Raw genomic sequence first — 16,994 nt, 5'->3', positions numbered from 1 at the left:
TCAACTTATGTTATGATTTCATAAAACCATTAATATATTGTTCAAGAAGGATGGAAAGCAACTCTTAGTCAAGAGCATCATTTAGTGGATATTAAGCAAGGCTTTTTTACTAATGTCATATAAACAACAGGATTGATTAAAATGGAGAAGAGATGATACGGTTTGAAAATGTCTCAAAAGAATTTGCTGGAAATCTTGTTCTAAAAGAGCAAAATTTCCATATCAAAGACCGCGAGTTCTTTGTTCTCGTTGGTTCTAGTGGTTCAGGTAAAACCACCTTATTAAAAATGATTAATTGTCTGATTGAACCAACTTCAGGGAAAATTTACTTGGATGGTAAAGAGCAAAAAGACTTAGACTTAAGGGAAATGAGACTGTCGATAGGCTATGTGTTACAACAAATTGCCTTGTTTCCACATTTAACAGTGGCAGAAAATATTGCTATTATCCCCAAAATGAAAGAGTGGTCTAAGGACCAAATTGAAACAAAAACGAGAGAGTTACTTGAGAAAGTAGGCTTGAACCCTGATGACTATTACAACCGCTTCCCAAGTGATTTATCAGGAGGAGAACAGCAAAGAGTTGGCATCGTAAGAGCTATTATTTCTCATCCTAAGATTTTGTTAATGGATGAGCCGTTTTCGGCATTAGACCCTATCTCAAAAAAACAACTGCAAGAGTTGATGTTAGCTTTGCATCAAGAATTTGATATGACTATTGTATTTGTCACACACGATATCAAAGAAGCAATTAGATTAGGTGATAGACTGGCTATCCTAGACCAAGGCGAAATTCTTCAAATGGATTCTCCCCAAGCCATCATTGCTAATCCAGCGACACCGTTTGTTGAAAATTTATTCGGAGGTGATTTCCATGACTAGTTTTATCACCACCTTTCAAGAACGGTTTAGTGAGTGGACAAAGGCACTTAGTGAGCACTTACAAATTTCCTTGTTGTCTTTATTACTAGCAATTTTAATTGCTATCCCCTTAGCTAGTCTCCTAAGTAAGAGTAAGCGTTGGTCAGATCTTATCTTGCAAATAACTGGTGTTTTTCAAACCATTCCGTCATTAGCTCTTTTAGGCTTATTTATACCGTTGATGGGAATCGGAACTCTTCCTGCAGTGACCGCTCTTGTCATCTATGCCGTATTTCCTATTATTCAAAATACGATTACTGGACTAAGTGGTATTGATCCAAGTTTACAAGAAGCAGGGCAAGCATTTGGAATGAATAAGTGGGAAAGGCTAAAAACATTTGAAATCCCATTAGCGATGCCTGTCATCATGTCAGGGGTTAGAACATCTGCTGTTATGATTATCGGGACTGCAACTTTAGCTTCCTTAATTGGAGCGGGAGGTCTTGGATCCTTTATTCTTCTTGGAATTGATCGCAATAACTCAAACTTGATATTAATAGGGGCTTTGTCATCTGCTATTTTAGCAATTGTCTTTAACAGTATTCTTTTGTATTTGGAAAGAGCATCTCTCAAGAAAATCTTGCTAGCCTTTATAGTTGTCATTGTTGCTCTTATTAGCTCATACAGCTCCGCAATTATGCCAATGATGACTAAAAAACCATCGCAAAAAATTGTGATTGCCGGAAAACTTGGGGCAGAGCCCGAAATCCTCATTAACCTTTATAAGGAATTGATTGAAGAAGACTCCCATTTGACAGTAGACCTTAAACCTAATTTTGGAAAGACAACTTTTCTTTATCAGGCTTTAAAATCTGGTGATATTGATATCTATCCAGAATTTACAGGAACAATAACCTCCAGTTTACTTAAAGAAAAGCCGATGCTTTCAACTGATCCAAAGCTGGTTTATCAGCAAGCTCGAGATGGTATTAAAAAACAGGATAATTTAGTTTTGTTAAAACCATTTGCTTTTCAAAATACCTATGCCCTTGCAGTCCCTAAGCAACTGGCAAAAGACAGAGTAATTTCTAATATTTCTGATTTATTAAACTATAAAGAACAATTTAAAGCGGGTTTTACTTTGGAATTCAAAGATAGACCCGATGGCAATAAAGGTTTGCAGTCTTTATATGGCTTACATTTAACTGTTGCAACAATGGAGCCTGCTTTAAGATATCAAGCGATTCAGTCAGGTGATATTCAAGTGACGGACGCCTATTCTACTGATGCAGAATTAATCAGATATAATCTTACCGTTTTAAAGGATGATAAACAGCTTTTTCCTCCCTATCAAGGTGCGCCTTTAATGACAGCTAAATTATTGCAACAACATCCAGAATTAAAAACTATTTTAGAGCGTTTAAGTGGCAAAATCTCTGAAAAAGAAATGCAAGAAATGAATTACCAAGTCTCCGTCCATGGCAAAAGTGCTAAAGAAGTTGCGCGTGCCTACTTAATAAAAGAAGGTCTTATTAAAAAGTAAAAAACAGCAAACAAATCTAGTTTTCATAGTCTTTAATCGAGCTAATTGCCAGGCTCGATTTTTTGTTTTAAGCTAAAAGCCGAACATTATAAAATAATTTTAGTTTATTTTTTGACAAAAAATAAACTAAGTTTTAATATTGAACAAGGAAGGGTAAGTTTTTACCCAGCGATGCCTTGTAAGAGGTTATAGGAAGGTCATTTTTGTTTGAGAACCAATGCACTAGCATTGGTCTGTAAAAGGAGAAAGCCATATGTTTAATTACATGCCTGTATTTGATTATGAAGATATTCAGTTAATCCCTAATAAATGCATAATCAACAGCCGTTCAGAAGCTGATACTAGTGTTAAATTAGGAAACTATACCTTTAAGTTACCAGTTATCCCAGCTAATATGCAAACCATTATGGATGAGACCATTGCTGAAAAATGTGCAAAAGAAGGTTATTTCTATATTATGCATCGTTTTGATGAAGAAAGTCGTAAACCTTTCATTAAACGGATGCATGATCAAAAATTAATTGCCTCGATTTCAGTAGGTGTTAAAGATTATGAATATGCCTTTGTTTCATCACTTAAAGATGATGCTCCAGAATTTATTACTATCGACATCGCTCATGGCCATGCCAATAGTGTTATTGAGATGATTAAACATATCAAATCAGAATTGCCACAGACCTTTGTTATTGCAGGAAATGTTGGAACTCCTGAAGCAGTCCGTGAATTGGAAAATGCTGGTGCTGATGCTACAAAAGTTGGTATCGGCCCAGGGAAAGTTTGTATCACTAAGGTTAAAACTGGTTTTGGAACAGGGGGCTGGCAATTAGCTGCACTACGTTGGTGCGCTAAAGCTGCTCAAAAACCAATTATTGCTGATGGTGGTATTAGAACACACGGTGACATTGCAAAGTCAATTCGCTTTGGGGCAAGCATGGTTATGATTGGTTCTTTATTTGCTGGACATGTTGAAAGCCCAGGAAAAACAGTTGAGATTGACGGAGAAACATTTAAAGAATATTATGGATCAGCTTCGGAATATCAAAAAGGGGAGCATAAGAATGTTGAAGGTAAAAAAATCTTACTACCAACAAAAGGGCATCTTTCTGATACTTTAACCGAGATGCAACAGGATTTGCAATCATCTATTTCTTATGCTGGTGGCAAGGATCTTGCTGCACTACGTCGTGTTGACTATGTCATTGTCAAAAATTCCATTTGGAACGGCGATGCTATCTAAAATTTTCCTTGAAAAATGTGGAAATCGTGATACAATATGTACATTATAATAACAATTAAATAGTGATTACTTATTTATGCTGTGAATAGGCACAGCGTCTCTACAAGACACCGCAATGTCTAACAATAAGTGAGCTTTTTGAGCTTGCTTGGTTTAAGTACCTGGCAAAACAAGGGAAGAGTCTCTTGTTTTGCAGCAAGCTTTTTTGTATTCTAATGTAACATTTTTAAAGGAGAATTTTATGAAACTGTTGGAAGAACGTATTTTAAATGATGGCGATATTTTAGGAGACAACATCTTAAAAGTTGATAGTTTTTTAACCCATCAAGTTGATTTCACATTAATGAAAGCTATTGGACAGGTTTTTGCTGACAAATATTCTGACAAAGGAATTACCAAAGTAGTTACCATTGAAGCATCAGGAATTGTACCAGCCGTTTATGCCGCCGAGGCCTTGAATGTCCCTATGATTTTTGCTAAAAAACATAAAAACATTACAATGACGGAGGGAATTTTAACAGCAGAAGTCTATTCCTTTACCAAACAGGTAACTAGCACTGTATCCATTAATGGTCGATTCTTATCAGACTCTGATAAGGTTTTAATCATTGATGATTTTCTTGCTAATGGCCAAGCTGCAAAAGGTTTGATTGATATTATTAATCAAGCTGGAGCACAAGTTCTTGGTGTTGGCATTGTTATTGAAAAATCTTTTCAAGATGGTCGTCAGTTATTAGAAGCACAAGGTGTGGAAGTAACATCACTTGCTCGTATCAAAAACTTTGAAAATGGTACCTTAAACTTTATGGAGGCAGACGCATAATGTCAGCAAAACAAGAACACTCTCATTCCCAATCAGCTGTTTTAGGTCTTCAACATTTATTGTCAATGTATGCAGGATCTATTCTTGTTCCAATCATGATTGCAGGGGCTCTAGGCTATTCAGCCAAAGAATTAACCTATCTTATCTCGACAGATATTTTTATGTGTGGAATTGCAACGTTCTTACAGCTACAACTTAATAAGCATTTTGGTGTTGGGCTTCCAGTTGTTCTTGGTTGTGCCTTTCAATCTGTAGCACCCTTGTCTATTATTGGTGCCCATCAAGGCTCAGGCGCAATGTTTGGCGCCTTGATTGCATCAGGGATTTATGTTGTTCTTGTTGCTGGTATTTTTTCTAAAGTTGCTCGCTTTTTCCCAGCGATTGTTACCGGCTCTGTTATTACTACTATTGGCTTGTCATTAATTCCTGTAGCAATGGGAAACATGGGTAATAACGTTGCTAAGCCAACACAAGAGAGTCTTTTATTAGCTATGCTGACTATTGTGATTATCCTAGCCGTCCAAAAAATTGCAACTGGTTTTATCAAGTCTATTGCCATTTTGATTGGTCTTGTCGTAGGGACCTTAGTAGCAGCGATGATGGGACTCGTTGATACCGGTGCAGTGGCAAATGCCCCTTGGGTTCATATTCCAACACCATTTTACTTTGGAGCACCTAAATTTGAAATCACATCAATTGTAATGATGTGTATTATTGCAACAGTCTCAATGGTTGAATCAACGGGTGTTTACCTAGCACTTTCTGATATTACAGGTGACAAACTTGATGCTAACAGGTTAAGAAATGGTTACCGTTCAGAAGGTTTTGCAGTCTTACTTGGTGGTATCTTCAATACTTTTCCCTATACAGGATTTTCTCAAAATGTTGGTTTGGTTAAACTATCAGGCATTAAAACACGTCGCCCAATCTACTACACAGCAGCTTTCTTGGTAGTCATTGGTTTATTGCCTAAATTTGGTGCACTTGCTCAAATGATTCCAAGTCCAGTACTTGGTGGTGCTATGTTAGTTCTCTTTGGAATGGTAGCCCTTCAAGGAATGCAGATGCTTAACCAAGTGGATTTTTCAGGTAATGAGCATAATTTCATTATTGCAGCTGTTTCAATTTCTGCAGGACTTGGGTTCAATGGAACCAACTTATTCTCAAGCTTACCAACCACTGCAAATATGTTTCTAACAAATGGTATTGTTATAGCAACAGTAACAGCAGTTGGCCTAAACTTGATTTTTAATGGTAAGTCAAAATAAAAAATGAACTGATTTGGCACTGAACCCATCAAATGAGACACAAGAAAAACACTCCTGAAGAATTCTAGTAAACTAGAAACAGGAGTGTTTTATTTTGGTAACTGTAAACGGTATCTCTCTTCAATCATGGACCTCTATAACCGTGAAATTCTAACTTACACTATCTCAGATTGTCAGGATACAGACCTTGTACTAGATACACTTAATCAACTGAAATTACCCAATGGAGCACTCTTACACAGCGATCAGGGCTCAGTCTACACTTCTAAGGCTTACTATCAGGCTTACATGGAAAAAGGCATCACCCGCTCTATGTCCCGTAAGGGAACACCAGCAGATAATGCCTGTATCGAATGGTTTCATTCCGTCTTAAAGTCTGAAACCTTCTATCTCCATCAATGGAGAAACTTAACTAAAAATAGTATAACAAATATTCTCAAAAATGACATGACATTTTACAATGAAACTAGAATTCAACAGAAATTAAAAGACCAGTCTCCAGTTCAATACCGGAAACTAGTCTCATAATGGTGTTTTTCTTCTGTCCACTATTGAGGTGCAGCGCCTTTTTCAGTTTCTTTTTTTTCTTTTATATTATTGCGGAGCTTCTCTTAAAACACTAACTGAAAGGAGGTTTTTAATCCATCCGATACAACAATCTTTTGATCTTTAGTAATGATAATCCCGTCAATATCTGGGCTTGCGTTAAGGAGGTTATAAACAGTTAAAGATGGTAAACCAAATAATCGAGTTGTCCATATCTCACAATCAAGCGAAGACTTAGCCACAATTGTCAAGCTAGTCATATCAGTTTCAATGGGATACCCTGTTTTTCGATCAAAAATATGGTGGTAATCTTTTCCATTAACGCTTAAATGCCGTTCATAAATACCCGAGGTAACAACAGACATATTTTCAGTTTTTATGATACCAATGTTCTGACCACGAGTTTTCACTGGATGTTGAATGCCAATGTAGAAGAGGCCATCCTGACGTTTAGGGTTTTTTCCATGAACAAGAACATTGCCACCTAGGTTGATGAGTGCTGAATCGATGCCGTCTTCAATAAGATATGACAGCACTTTATCAGCAATATAACCTTTTGCTAAAGCACCCAAATCAATTTTCATTTCTTTTTCTTCAAGCAAAACAGTTTTTTTCTGATCGTTAAGAAGAATTTTTTGAGGGGCCGTTTTTTTTAATTTCTCCAAAACAGTGCTTGATTCAGGAACAGTGGCATCAGAAAAACCAATCCGCCAGCTTTGAACTAAGGGGCCAATGGCTATATTAAGATTACTGGGTTCACTAAGGCTATGTTCTTTGCCAACCTTTATAAGTTGGTATAAGTCAGGATGTACAGAAACTTCCTCAATACCAGCCATATGGTTGATTTGCATCAGTTCAGAGTCCTCATCATTAGCACTAAAGCGATGATTATAGGTCTCTAAAAGCTGACAAACAGTTTCAATTTGCCTACTTGCCTTATCTGACTCTATTTGGATAGTGATGACAGTTCCCATCATTCTTAACTCTTTTGTTTGAATCACATTCTCACCTAAATTCTATAGAAAAATAAGGCTATAAAGCCTCTTTTTTAATTTTTCGTTTTCATCTCACCTTGAGGGAAGTAGGTGCCCTCGGGTAGGTCATTGATAATGACATGAATATTTTCTTTGGGGGCATTTGCAATTCGAGAAACAACTTCAGTGACTTCACGGGCTAATTGTTTTTTCTGTTCTTGGCTACGACCTTCAAATAAATCAATTGTAACAAATGGCATAAGTATCTCCTTTTCTTTTTTACTATTTTACCATTTTAGTTACTAAATAGACAAATAGACATAAAATCCATGAGTGATGAAAGTGTTTTCTTGCTAAATTCTCAAAGTAAGTTCCACCTCTAGTAGAAATGGAATTTAGTCTGATAAAAACCAATAAAAACCAACGAAAATCCGTCTCAGACTAAGTTCCGTTGGTTTTTATAATACTTGATTTCATAGGTTTTCAGAGTTAAAAATCGCAAAAAAAGGGTACAAGAAAACCTCCTCATCTGAAAGCGTTTCAGATTAAGTTCCGCTATGGTTGAAGTTAGTGTGAGACGTTTAGGTTGTATCAGTTAGTTGATTAGGTTAGATTTTGTCTTTTATTAGATTTTGTCTTTTAATAGTTTGGGAGATTGGCAGACGTCTTCCGCAGTAATTTCCTCAATACCGAGTATACTTGCGATGTCTTTTCCGTAAGTAAAAGAGAATAGCTCATAAGCCGTTTTACCATTTAGAGCCTGTCTCTTAACGCTGTTGATATGAGATAGTGCCAGATTAATGTCCTCTTGAGTCAAGTTGTCGAAGGAAGTCCCCTTAGGCAGTATGTCTCTCACGAGGGTATGATTCTTCTCGATTCTTGCTTTCTGGTCAGACCGATTAGGGTCACAAAAGAAGAGTTGAGACTGTCCACAAACATCTATCTCAATATCATCCACTCTAGCGAATTCCCCACCATTATCCGTTAGGATTGAAAAGGCAACAGTTTTCTGTACAAGATTTATAAAGTGTTTTTATTAGACCGTTAATCTTTTGGTCATGGGCGTCTGATAGTTTAGACTACCATGAATGCGGTGGTGATTCCACCAGTGGACATAGTCCTTGGTTTTAAGGGCCAATTCTTCTAGCGTCTGGAAAGTTTCCTGGTGGACAAATTCTATTTTGAAAGCGCGATAGGTGCTCTCAGCTACGGCATTGTCGTAAGGACAACCTGCTTGACTAAGTGAGCGTTTGATATCAAAGGCTGTAAGCACATCATCTATCAAGGCATTGTCGAACTCTTTTCCTCTGTCCGAATGGAATATCTTGACCTTGGTCAGAGCGTAAGGAATACTCTGAATCGCTTGTTTCACCAGCTCTGCTGTCTTGTGCCAACCAACCGATAAGCCAATGATTTCACGGTTGTAGAGGTCCATAATGAAACAAACATAAGCCCAGCCATTACCGACACGAACGTAGGTTAAGTCTGTCACTAAAGCTTTTAGAGGCTTTTCTTGATGAAATTGTCTGGCTAAGTGATTAGGAATAGCTACCTCATTCTTACCTTTTGAATGTGGCTTGAAGACTGCTTTCTGATAAACAGATACTAAGTTGAGTCTGTGCATGATGCGACGAATCCGACGACGAGACCGCTGGATACCTTCATTTTCCAAACATTTCTTGATTTTCCTAGCACCGTATCTGGCCTTACTTTCGAGAAAAATAGCTTTGATATTTTCTTCAAGTTCCGCTTCAGAGACTGGTTTAACAGTCTTGTAGTAATAGCTAGAACGAGGAATGTTCAACCAACGACACATAGCTGAAATGCTATATTTATCCTTATTAGCAGTGATTACTTCTCTTTTCGTGCCATAATCACTGCCGCTTGCTTTAGGATATCTAGCTGCATTTCGAGTTCTTTATTGCGTTTTCGGAGTTCAATCAGTTCACGCTGTTCATCTGTCAGATTATCAATCGTTTTAAATGACCCAGTTGTTTTTGCCTGACGAACCCACTTATCGAAGGTTGATGGGGTTAACTCATATTCTTTGATAAGCTCACTTCGTTTCATCCCTGCATGGTGAAGGTCAACGATTTGTTGCTTAAAGTCATCAGTGAAGTGGCGACGTATTTTTCTAGACATCATATTCTCCTATTTTCTTTAGTGTAGAACACTTTATAAATTCTGTCTAGTTTAGTGTAACCGATTCAGATAACAGGAAAGAGTTCGAAGAAGTCTCTCTTGTTATCATAGAGTGTCCTCTTAATGACCTGTATGTGTTTAGCAGTTTCGATAGCTGTCTTAGAATCCATCAGTTTGGCAAAGATGAAGTTACAGAAGGCGACATTGAAGGTGAGAAGGACCTTTCCACCAATCCGTCCAATAACCGTGTCCATTTCAAGCCAGGAGTTCAGCTCTGATTGGTTCATGAGTTCTATAAAATCCTCGTACCGTCGCCCTTCTTTAATCGCTTTTGGAATAGGAGGGAGTGTGCTCTTTCGCCTTTTTTTGAACTTCACAGCTCTAGGTAGGTCGATTGGTGTGATGGATAGGTAGCCTTTCTTGATGTGTCGATAAACGGTTGAAGAACTCACTTCTAGATCGTTGGTTTTGAGGATATGATAGATACGTTGACCCTTCTTGACCCCATTAGAAAGCACTCTATCTATTTTCCAGAAGGTCTCTTTGTTCAAAGGGATTCCTTCTCTAGATTCAACTAAAAGTTTTTCGTAGTTCCTTTGAGCTTGCTTAGCAAGATAGAAGGTCTTCTTGTAACCACAGTTGATCCTCCTCTTTGGACACCCATTACAAACATAGGGAGCTTTTCTTAGTAGCGGACAGTCTAGGCAGTCTTTGGTTGATTCTCTTAGTTGCTTATTTCGTTTGACTTCTTTTGCGATAGTAGTAGGGTGTTTCAGTAGATTAAGCCCGATGGCTTTAAAGGTTTCTCCTCTATCCAAACCAGATTGGATGTCATTACGGTCTGAGAGAGTTAGGTGTTTGTGTTTTGTCATGATGGATAAACTCATTTCTAATCCAAACGTCTCAGACTTAATTCCACCATAAAAATCCTTTTCACACTAACTTCCGGTTTTGGAGGGCAGACGGAACTTACTTTGAGAAATTACTAAAGTGTTTTCTTAGGGATTATATTAAGGAATTGCAATCGCAAAATACGTCCAATTATGATAAAATAGATAAGATTAATGAAGAAGGTAGGAAAATCAGCTTGGCTCAATTATACTATAAGTATGGGACAATGAATTCAGGGAAAACAATTGAAATCTTGAAAGTTGCACACAATTATGAAGAACAAGGAAAACCTGTTGTGATTATGACAAGTGCACTTGACACAAGAGATGGCTTTGGGTTAGTCTCCAGTCGTATTGGTATGAAACGAGAAGCAACACCGATTACTGATGATATGGATATTTTTTCTTATATCAGCCAACTTTCAGAAAAACCTTACTGTATTTTAATTGATGAATGTCAATTTTTAAGCAAGGAAAACGTCTATGACCTGGCCCGTGTTGTGGACCATTTAAATGTTCCAGTCATGGCCTTTGGTTTAAAAAATGATTTCCAAAATGAATTGTTTGAAGGCTCCAAATATTTGCTCTTGTTAGCAGATAAAATCGATGAGATTAAGACTATTTGTCAATATTGTAGTAAAAAAGCAACTATGGTCTTAAGAACAGAGAACGGTAAGCCTGTCTATCAGGGCCAACAAATTCAAATTGGTGGCAACGAAACCTATATTCCAGTTTGCCGAAAGCATTATTTTGACCCACTAATTGACAAAGACTAACTAGAAAATCTAACAAAGAGGAGCAAAAAAGAGAATATGAATATTTATGATCAATTACAGTCTGTTGAAGACCGTTATGAAGAGTTGGGAGAATTGCTGAGCGATCCAGATGTTGTCTCAGATACCAAGCGTTTTATGGCATTGTCAAAAGAAGAAGCAAGCACTCGCGAAACAGTAACAACCTATCGTGAATACAAAGCCATTATTCAAGCCATTAGTGACGCCGAAGAGATGATTAAAGAATCCTCTGGTGATGCAGATTTAGAAGAAATGGCAAAAGAAGAACTGAAAGAATCAAAGGCTGCAAAAGAAGAGTATGAAGAAAAATTAAAAATTCTTCTCTTGCCAAAAGATCCTAATGATGATAAAAACATCATTCTAGAAATCCGTGGGGCCGCTGGCGGAGATGAAGCTGCTTTATTTGCTGGCGACTTACTAAACATGTACCAAAAATTTGCTGAAAGTCAAAATTGGCGTTTTGAAGTTATGGAAGCTTCCTATAATGGTGTCGGCGGAATCAAAGAAGTTATTGCTATGGTTTCTGGACAATCTGTTTATTCAAAATTAAAATATGAATCTGGCGCACACCGTGTTCAACGCGTACCTGTAACAGAAAGCCAAGGGCGAGTTCATACATCCACAGCAACTGTTTTAATCATGCCTGAAATCGAAGATGTTGAATATGAAATTGATCCCAAAGACCTTCGAGTTGATATTTATCACGCCTCAGGTGCTGGTGGACAAAACGTCAATAAAGTAGCAACTGCTGTTCGTATGGTCCATATTCCAACTAATATCAAAGTTGAAATGCAAGAAGAACGCACCCAACAAAAAAACAGAGATAAGGCCATGAAAATTATTCGTGCCCGTGTCGCTGACCATTTTGCTCAAATTGCACAAGATGAACAAGATGCTGAGAGAAAATCAACAGTTGGTACTGGAGATCGCTCAGAGCGTATCCGTACCTATAATTTCCCTCAAAATCGTGTTACCGACCACCGTATTGGTTTAACCTTGCAAAAACTTGATACCATCTTGTCTGGTAAAATGGATGAAGTTGTCGATGCCTTGATTATGTATGACCAAACACAGAAATTGGAATCATTAAATAACTAATGAATTATGCACAAAAAATAAGTTTAGCAGAGCAACAATTGGAGGCTATTGGAGCAGATAAGGAAAATATTTCTTACGTCTTTAAAGAGTTGAAAAAATGGTCTACTTTAGATTATCTTCTTCATCAAAATAAAGAAGTTACTAAGGAAGACTTGACTCTGATTGAGACCATTATGGCACAGTTATTGACTGAACGCTCTCCACAATATATTGTCGGAAAAGCCTATTTTAGACAGTTAGAATTAATGGTTGACCAACGGGTTTTAATCCCACGTCCCGAAACAGAAGAACTTGTCGATTTGATTTTAGCTGAAAATGAGGCGGATTGCAAAACACTTTTAGACATCGGAACTGGCAGTGGAGCAATTGCTATCTCCTTAAAAGATGAGCGCCCACAGTGGCTAGTGACGGCATCAGATATCTCTTTAGATGCTTTATCACTCGCAAAAGCTAATGCACAGATGTGTCAGCAAGAGATCACTTTTTGCCAATCAGATGTTTTTAGTTCCATTTCAGGAAAGTTTGATATTATTGTTTCTAACCCTCCCTACATTGCTTTTGATGATAAAGATGAAGTGGGGCGAAATGTCTTGCTATCAGAACCACACATAGCACTTTTTGCTGAAGAAGATGGTTTTGCCATTTATCGACACATTTTAAAAGAAGCAAAGGATTTTTTGACAACCAAAGGCAAACTTTACTTTGAAATCGGTTATAAACAAGGTCCAGGTCTTCTTAAATTAGCAGAAACTTATTTTCCAGAAAAAAGAAAACGCCTTGTTAAAGATTGTTTTGGAAAGGATCGCATGGTGGTGATTGATAATGGCTAATTTGGAAAAACTCATCAAAGAAGGTGGAGCTTTGGTTTTACCTACAGAAACGGTATACGGCATTTTTGCAGATGCCCTAAACGAAAAGGCAGTTGATGCGGTCTATGACTTGAAGCAAAGACCTAGGGATAAAGCTATGAATCTAAATGTAGCTGATTACCAAACCATCTTGGCCTATTCAAAGGATCAACCAGCTTACTTGAAAAAACTTTATCAAGCATTTTTACCTGGGCCATTAACCATTATTTTAAAAGCTAACGATCAGGTTCCAACTTGGATTAATTCTGGTTTGAAAACCGTTGGCTTTCGTTTGCCAAATCACCCAGTTACTCGTCACCTTATCAAGAAAACAGGCCCCTTAATTGGTCCATCCGCCAATGTTTCTGGCACAGAAAGTGGTAAGGTTTTTGCATCCATCATGGCCTCGTTTAATGATCAGGTCACTGGTGTTTGTGATGATGCTGCAATAACAGGTAAAGATTCAACAATTCTTGATTTATCAAGTGGTAAAGCACAGCTATTACGTCAAGGCACCATTACAAAAGAAATGTTGTTGAACAAGGTCCCTGAACTTAAATTTTAGGAGATATACGCCTATGTTAAGAAGATTAAAGAAATCTGACTGCCCTAGATTACAAGAAATCAATGCCAATGCCTTAGGCTATGAAGTTTCACTCGAATTGACAGTTGCTAAACTTGATGCTTTAAAACAAGATAAACACCATTATTTTATTGGATTTTCCGATGATGGAACAGATGACTTACTAGGTTATGTTCATGCTGAAAGGTATGAGTCACTCTATTCAAAGCCAGCTCTAAACATCCTTGCTTTAGCAGTCTTGCCAGAGTATCAAGGACAAGGTATTGGTCGCAAGTTGCTGATGGCGTTAGAAGAAAAAGCAAGGCAAGAAAATTACCATTTTATTCGTTTAAATTCAGCAAGCCATCGTAAAAAAGCACATTGCTTTTACAGGCAATTGGATTATATCGACGACAAAACACAATTACGTTTTTTAAAGTTACTATAAGGAGTACACCATGATTTTTGATAAAGAAGATTACCAAGCATATGATAGAGAACTTTGGGATGCCATTCATGCCGAGGAAGAAAGACAAGAACATAATATAGAACTAATTGCCTCTGAAAACATTGTTTCAAAAGCAGTCATGAAGGCTCAAGGATCACTTTTAACAAATAAATATGCTGAAGGCTATCCAGGCAAACGTTATTATGGTGGAACTGAATGCGTTGATGTGGTTGAAAATCTAGCCATTGATCGTGCCAAAGAATTATTTGGCGCTAAGTTTGCTAATGTACAGGCTCACTCTGGAAGTCAGGCCAATGCTGCAGCTTATATGGCACTTATTGAAGCCGGTGACACTGTTTTAGGCATGGATTTAGCTGCAGGTGGTCACTTAACACATGGTTCTCCAGTTAATTTTTCTGGGAAAATGTATCACTTTGTTGCTTACTCTGTTGATAAAGAAACCGAAATGTTAGATTATGATGCCATTTTAGCTCAAGCTCAAGAAGTTAAGCCAAAACTAATTGTTGCAGGGGCTTCAGCTTATTCACGTACCATTGATTTTGCTAAATTCCGAGAAATTGCTGACAAAGTTGGTGCCTATCTCATGGTTGATATGGCTCATATTGCTGGATTGGTTGCTGCTGGATTACACCCGAATCCAGTTCCTTATGCAGATATTACAACCTCAACAACACACAAGACCCTCAGAGGCCCACGTGGTGGTTTGATATTAACCAATGATGAAGAACTTGCTAAAAAAATTAATTCTGCTGTCTTTCCTGGCTTACAAGGCGGGCCATTAGAGCACGTTATTGCTGCAAAAGCGGTATCCTTTAAAGAGGCCTTAGATTCAGAGTTTAAAGTCTACGCCCAAAATGTGATTGCAAATACTGTCGCAATGGCAGAAGTCTTTGCTAAAGATGGTCGCTTTAGAGTTATTTCAGGCGGGACAGATAACCACGTCTTCTTGGTTGATGTAACTTCTGTTATAGAAAGTGGCAAACTGGCCCAAAACCTTCTTGACGAGGTAAATATTACTTTAAATAAAAACGCAATTCCATTTGAGACCTTATCACCATTTAAAACATCAGGCATTCGTATTGGTTGCGCAGCCATCACCAGTCGAGGTATGGGAGTAGAAGAAAGTCAAGCTATTGCACAACTTATTATTCAGGCTCTTGCCAATCATGATAATGAAGAAGTGCTTGCACAAGTTCGTAAAGAAGTACGTGCCATTACTGATCGTTTTCCACTTTACGGGTGAAATCTTCCATGTTAGATATTTATATAAAAAAAATAATCATTCATCAATTTTCACCAAGTGATACAGAGCTTGCGCTAGCAGAATCAACACTTGCAATTACACCACGAATTGATGAATACTTCCGAAAAAAAATCACCAAGGTTTTTTCAGACGATGCCAAACGTGGGCAATTTGACTCTGATAATGTCTTTTTAGACAGCATTACAGATGATTTTATCGCCTCATCTCAAAAAGTTGCAAAATTATGGAAGGAAGAATTTGTTTTTTCCGAAGATCAAAAGACCAATGACTTAGTTTTTATTCAATTTGATAAAGATGGTCAGCCCTATTTTGCCTTTTTAAGAATCGCCTTAAAAGAAAGTTTTGCTCACCTATCAGATAGTGATGATAATCCCTTAAGCGTTACACAAAACAATTTGCCGAGCCCAGCACAAGCTCCAGATGAAGCCTTAATCATCAACAAAGAAACATCTGCCTATTATTTGATTGAAAAAAGGGTTAAACATAATGGTAGTTTTGAAAATTATTTTTCTGAAAACCTCTTAAAAGTGAGACCAGAACAATCTGTTAAAAAATCAATAAAAAAAATTGAACAGACTGCTCAAAAAATTGCTGAGAACTTCAATCAAGATGATTTTTCTTTCCAATCTAAGATGAAATCTGCTATTTTTAAAAACTTAGACGAAGAAGCAGAACTATCCCCTGAAAAGTTGGCAGATCAGTTGTTTGATGATAATCTTACAGCTAAATTAACCTTTGTTGATCAACTCAAAGAATCCATCCCTGAACCAATTAAAGTTAGTGATATCGACCATTCTCGTCAAATAAAAAAACTTGAAAGTCAAAAACTATCTTTGTCTAACGGTATTGAATTAACGGTACCAAATGCCATCTATCAAGATGCAGAGTCCGTTGAATTTATTATGAATGACGATGGGACATACTCTATCTTAATCAAAAATATTGAGGATATAAAAAATAAATAAATGTTTAAATTTTTAAAGCGCATCATAAGCTTTGCCTTTATCATATTCTGTGCTTATCAATGCTACATTACTCATGAAAATGTAAAAAATGTCATGCAATACAAACCTATGGTTGAAAAAATCTTGGCGGATAATGATACACCGGCAAACATTGATCTTGTGCTTGCAATGATTTACACAGAAACAAAAGGTGGAGAAGTTGACGTCATGCAATCTAGTGAAAGTAGCAGTGGCGTCAAAGACAGTATTACAGACAGCCAAACAAGTATTGAACATGGGGTAAAACTCTTATCCCACAATCTTGAATTAGCACAAAAAGCCAATGTTGACTCTTGGACAGCTGTTCAAGCTTATAATTTTGGAACTGCCTATATCACGTATATTGCTCAAAATGGAGGTGAAAACACCCTTGATTTGGCAGATAACTATTCTAAAAAAGTAGTGGCTCCAAGCCTTGGAAATACAAGTGGTGAAACTTATTTTTACCACCATCCCTTAGCATTAATTTCAGGTGGCAAACTCTATAAAAACGGTGGCAATATCTATTATTCTAGAGAAGTTCATTTTAATCTCTATTTAATCAAAGCTATGTCATTATTTTAAAAATAATTGATAAACATGATAGCTGTTAATTCAGCTATTTTTTTCTGCCATGATTGTTCGTAAAATCACGAATTTGTACTGATACAGTTGACTATTGTTTGGAATATA

Annotated in this window: 16 protein-coding genes, 3 pseudogenes and 1 riboswitch; of the genes and pseudogenes, 14 read left to right on the top strand and 5 right to left on the bottom strand. The window is 37.2% G+C overall.

The window, feature by feature from the left end; translation table 11 throughout:
* Positions 1-152 precede the first annotated feature (152 nt).
* From Q9317_RS05490 to Q9317_RS05465, 6 genes and pseudogenes are all read left to right on the top strand, one after another.
* Complete coding sequence (locus Q9317_RS05490; RefSeq protein WP_003099700.1) at positions 153-881, top strand: ABC transporter ATP-binding protein; 729 nt, start codon at positions 153-155, stop codon at positions 879-881.
* Complete coding sequence (locus Q9317_RS05485; protein WP_003099699.1) at positions 874-2,403, top strand: ABC transporter permease/substrate-binding protein; 1,530 nt, start codon at positions 874-876, stop codon at positions 2,401-2,403. The genes Q9317_RS05490 and Q9317_RS05485 overlap by 8 nt, the downstream gene beginning before the upstream one ends.
* Before the next feature lie 253 nt (positions 2,404-2,656).
* Positions 2,657-3,640 (top strand): GMP reductase, encoded by a 984-nt coding sequence (guaC, locus tag Q9317_RS05480; RefSeq protein WP_305981520.1) that lies wholly within the window; start codon positions 2,657-2,659, stop codon positions 3,638-3,640.
* 50 nt (positions 3,641-3,690) lie between these two features.
* Positions 3,691-3,786, top strand: a riboswitch (purine riboswitch).
* Positions 3,787-3,881: 95 nt separating this feature from the next.
* A complete protein-coding gene (locus tag Q9317_RS05475; RefSeq protein WP_003099696.1) occupies positions 3,882-4,463 on the top strand; it encodes a xanthine phosphoribosyltransferase in 582 nt (193 codons plus the stop codon).
* Positions 4,463-5,731: a nucleobase:cation symporter-2 family protein gene (locus tag Q9317_RS05470; RefSeq protein WP_003099691.1), complete on the top strand. Its 1,269-nt coding sequence runs from the start codon at positions 4,463-4,465 to the stop codon at positions 5,729-5,731. The genes Q9317_RS05475 and Q9317_RS05470 overlap by 1 nt, the downstream gene beginning before the upstream one ends.
* A 69-nt stretch (positions 5,732-5,800) precedes the next feature.
* Positions 5,801-6,259: pseudogene (locus Q9317_RS05465) on the top strand (transposase); the annotation flags it as partial.
* A gap of 83 nt (positions 6,260-6,342) precedes the next feature.
* Here Q9317_RS05465 and Q9317_RS05460 read toward each other — a convergent pair.
* From Q9317_RS05460 to Q9317_RS05440, 5 genes and pseudogenes are all read right to left on the bottom strand, one after another.
* Positions 6,343-7,254: an FAD:protein FMN transferase gene (locus Q9317_RS05460; protein WP_016356012.1), complete on the bottom strand. Its 912-nt coding sequence runs from the start codon at positions 7,252-7,254 to the stop codon at positions 6,343-6,345.
* 71 nt (positions 7,255-7,325) lie between these two features.
* The gene (locus Q9317_RS05455; protein ID WP_003099686.1) at positions 7,326-7,511 is read right to left on the bottom strand and encodes a 4-oxalocrotonate tautomerase; all 186 of its coding nucleotides are present in this window, start codon (positions 7,509-7,511) and stop codon (positions 7,326-7,328) included.
* Between the two features lie 365 nt (positions 7,512-7,876).
* Positions 7,877-8,242, bottom strand: a pseudogene (locus Q9317_RS05450) (transposase); the annotation flags it as partial.
* Between the two features lie 45 nt (positions 8,243-8,287).
* Positions 8,288-9,393 (bottom strand): IS3 family transposase gene (locus Q9317_RS05445; RefSeq protein ID WP_089180041.1). Its coding sequence is split into 2 segments (ribosomal slippage): positions 8,288-9,117 and positions 9,117-9,393, totalling 1,107 coding nucleotides; the frame shifts between segments, so codons are not numbered across the junction.
* A gap of 68 nt (positions 9,394-9,461) precedes the next feature.
* Positions 9,462-10,265 (bottom strand): annotated as a pseudogene (locus Q9317_RS05440) (IS30-like element ISSag9 family transposase); the annotation flags it as partial.
* Between the two features lie 215 nt (positions 10,266-10,480).
* On the opposite strand from Q9317_RS05440, the gene Q9317_RS05435 reads away from it, so the two are divergent.
* The 8 genes from Q9317_RS05435 to Q9317_RS05400 are packed head-to-tail and all read left to right on the top strand — an operon-like array spanning position 10,481 to position 16,886.
* Entirely contained in the window at positions 10,481-11,059 is a 579-nt protein-coding gene (locus Q9317_RS05435) for a thymidine kinase (RefSeq protein WP_003099681.1), read from the top strand.
* A 36-nt stretch (positions 11,060-11,095) separates the two neighbouring features.
* Complete coding sequence (prfA, locus tag Q9317_RS05430; protein WP_003099677.1) at positions 11,096-12,175, top strand: peptide chain release factor 1; 1,080 nt, start codon at positions 11,096-11,098, stop codon at positions 12,173-12,175.
* On the top strand, positions 12,175-13,005 hold the full coding sequence (gene prmC, locus Q9317_RS05425; protein ID WP_003099673.1) for a peptide chain release factor N(5)-glutamine methyltransferase: 831 nt from the start codon (positions 12,175-12,177) through the stop codon (positions 13,003-13,005). The genes prfA and prmC overlap by 1 nt, the downstream gene beginning before the upstream one ends.
* Positions 12,998-13,588 (top strand): L-threonylcarbamoyladenylate synthase, encoded by a 591-nt coding sequence (locus Q9317_RS05420; protein WP_003099670.1) that lies wholly within the window; start codon positions 12,998-13,000, stop codon positions 13,586-13,588. Before prmC ends, Q9317_RS05420 begins: the two co-directional genes overlap by 8 nt.
* A 13-nt stretch (positions 13,589-13,601) precedes the next feature.
* Positions 13,602-14,033, top strand: a complete 432-nt coding sequence (locus Q9317_RS05415) for a GNAT family N-acetyltransferase (protein ID WP_003099667.1) — start codon at positions 13,602-13,604, stop codon at positions 14,031-14,033.
* Between the two features lie 10 nt (positions 14,034-14,043).
* Positions 14,044-15,297, top strand: a complete 1,254-nt coding sequence (gene glyA, locus Q9317_RS05410; protein WP_003099661.1) for a serine hydroxymethyltransferase — start codon at positions 14,044-14,046, stop codon at positions 15,295-15,297.
* An 8-nt stretch (positions 15,298-15,305) separates the two neighbouring features.
* Entirely contained in the window at positions 15,306-16,283 is a 978-nt protein-coding gene (locus Q9317_RS05405; RefSeq protein WP_003099658.1) for a nucleoid-associated protein, read from the top strand.
* On the top strand, positions 16,284-16,886 hold the full coding sequence (locus tag Q9317_RS05400; RefSeq protein ID WP_003099656.1) for a lysozyme family protein: 603 nt from the start codon (positions 16,284-16,286) through the stop codon (positions 16,884-16,886).
* The last annotated feature ends 108 nt before the right edge of the window (positions 16,887-16,994 follow it).

The sequence above is a fragment of the Streptococcus iniae genome (assembly GCF_030732225.1).
Taxonomy (GTDB): domain Bacteria; phylum Bacillota; class Bacilli; order Lactobacillales; family Streptococcaceae; genus Streptococcus; species Streptococcus iniae.
Note: the sequence above shows the minus strand (reverse complement) of the source record. Positions and strands in the feature narration are given on the sequence as shown.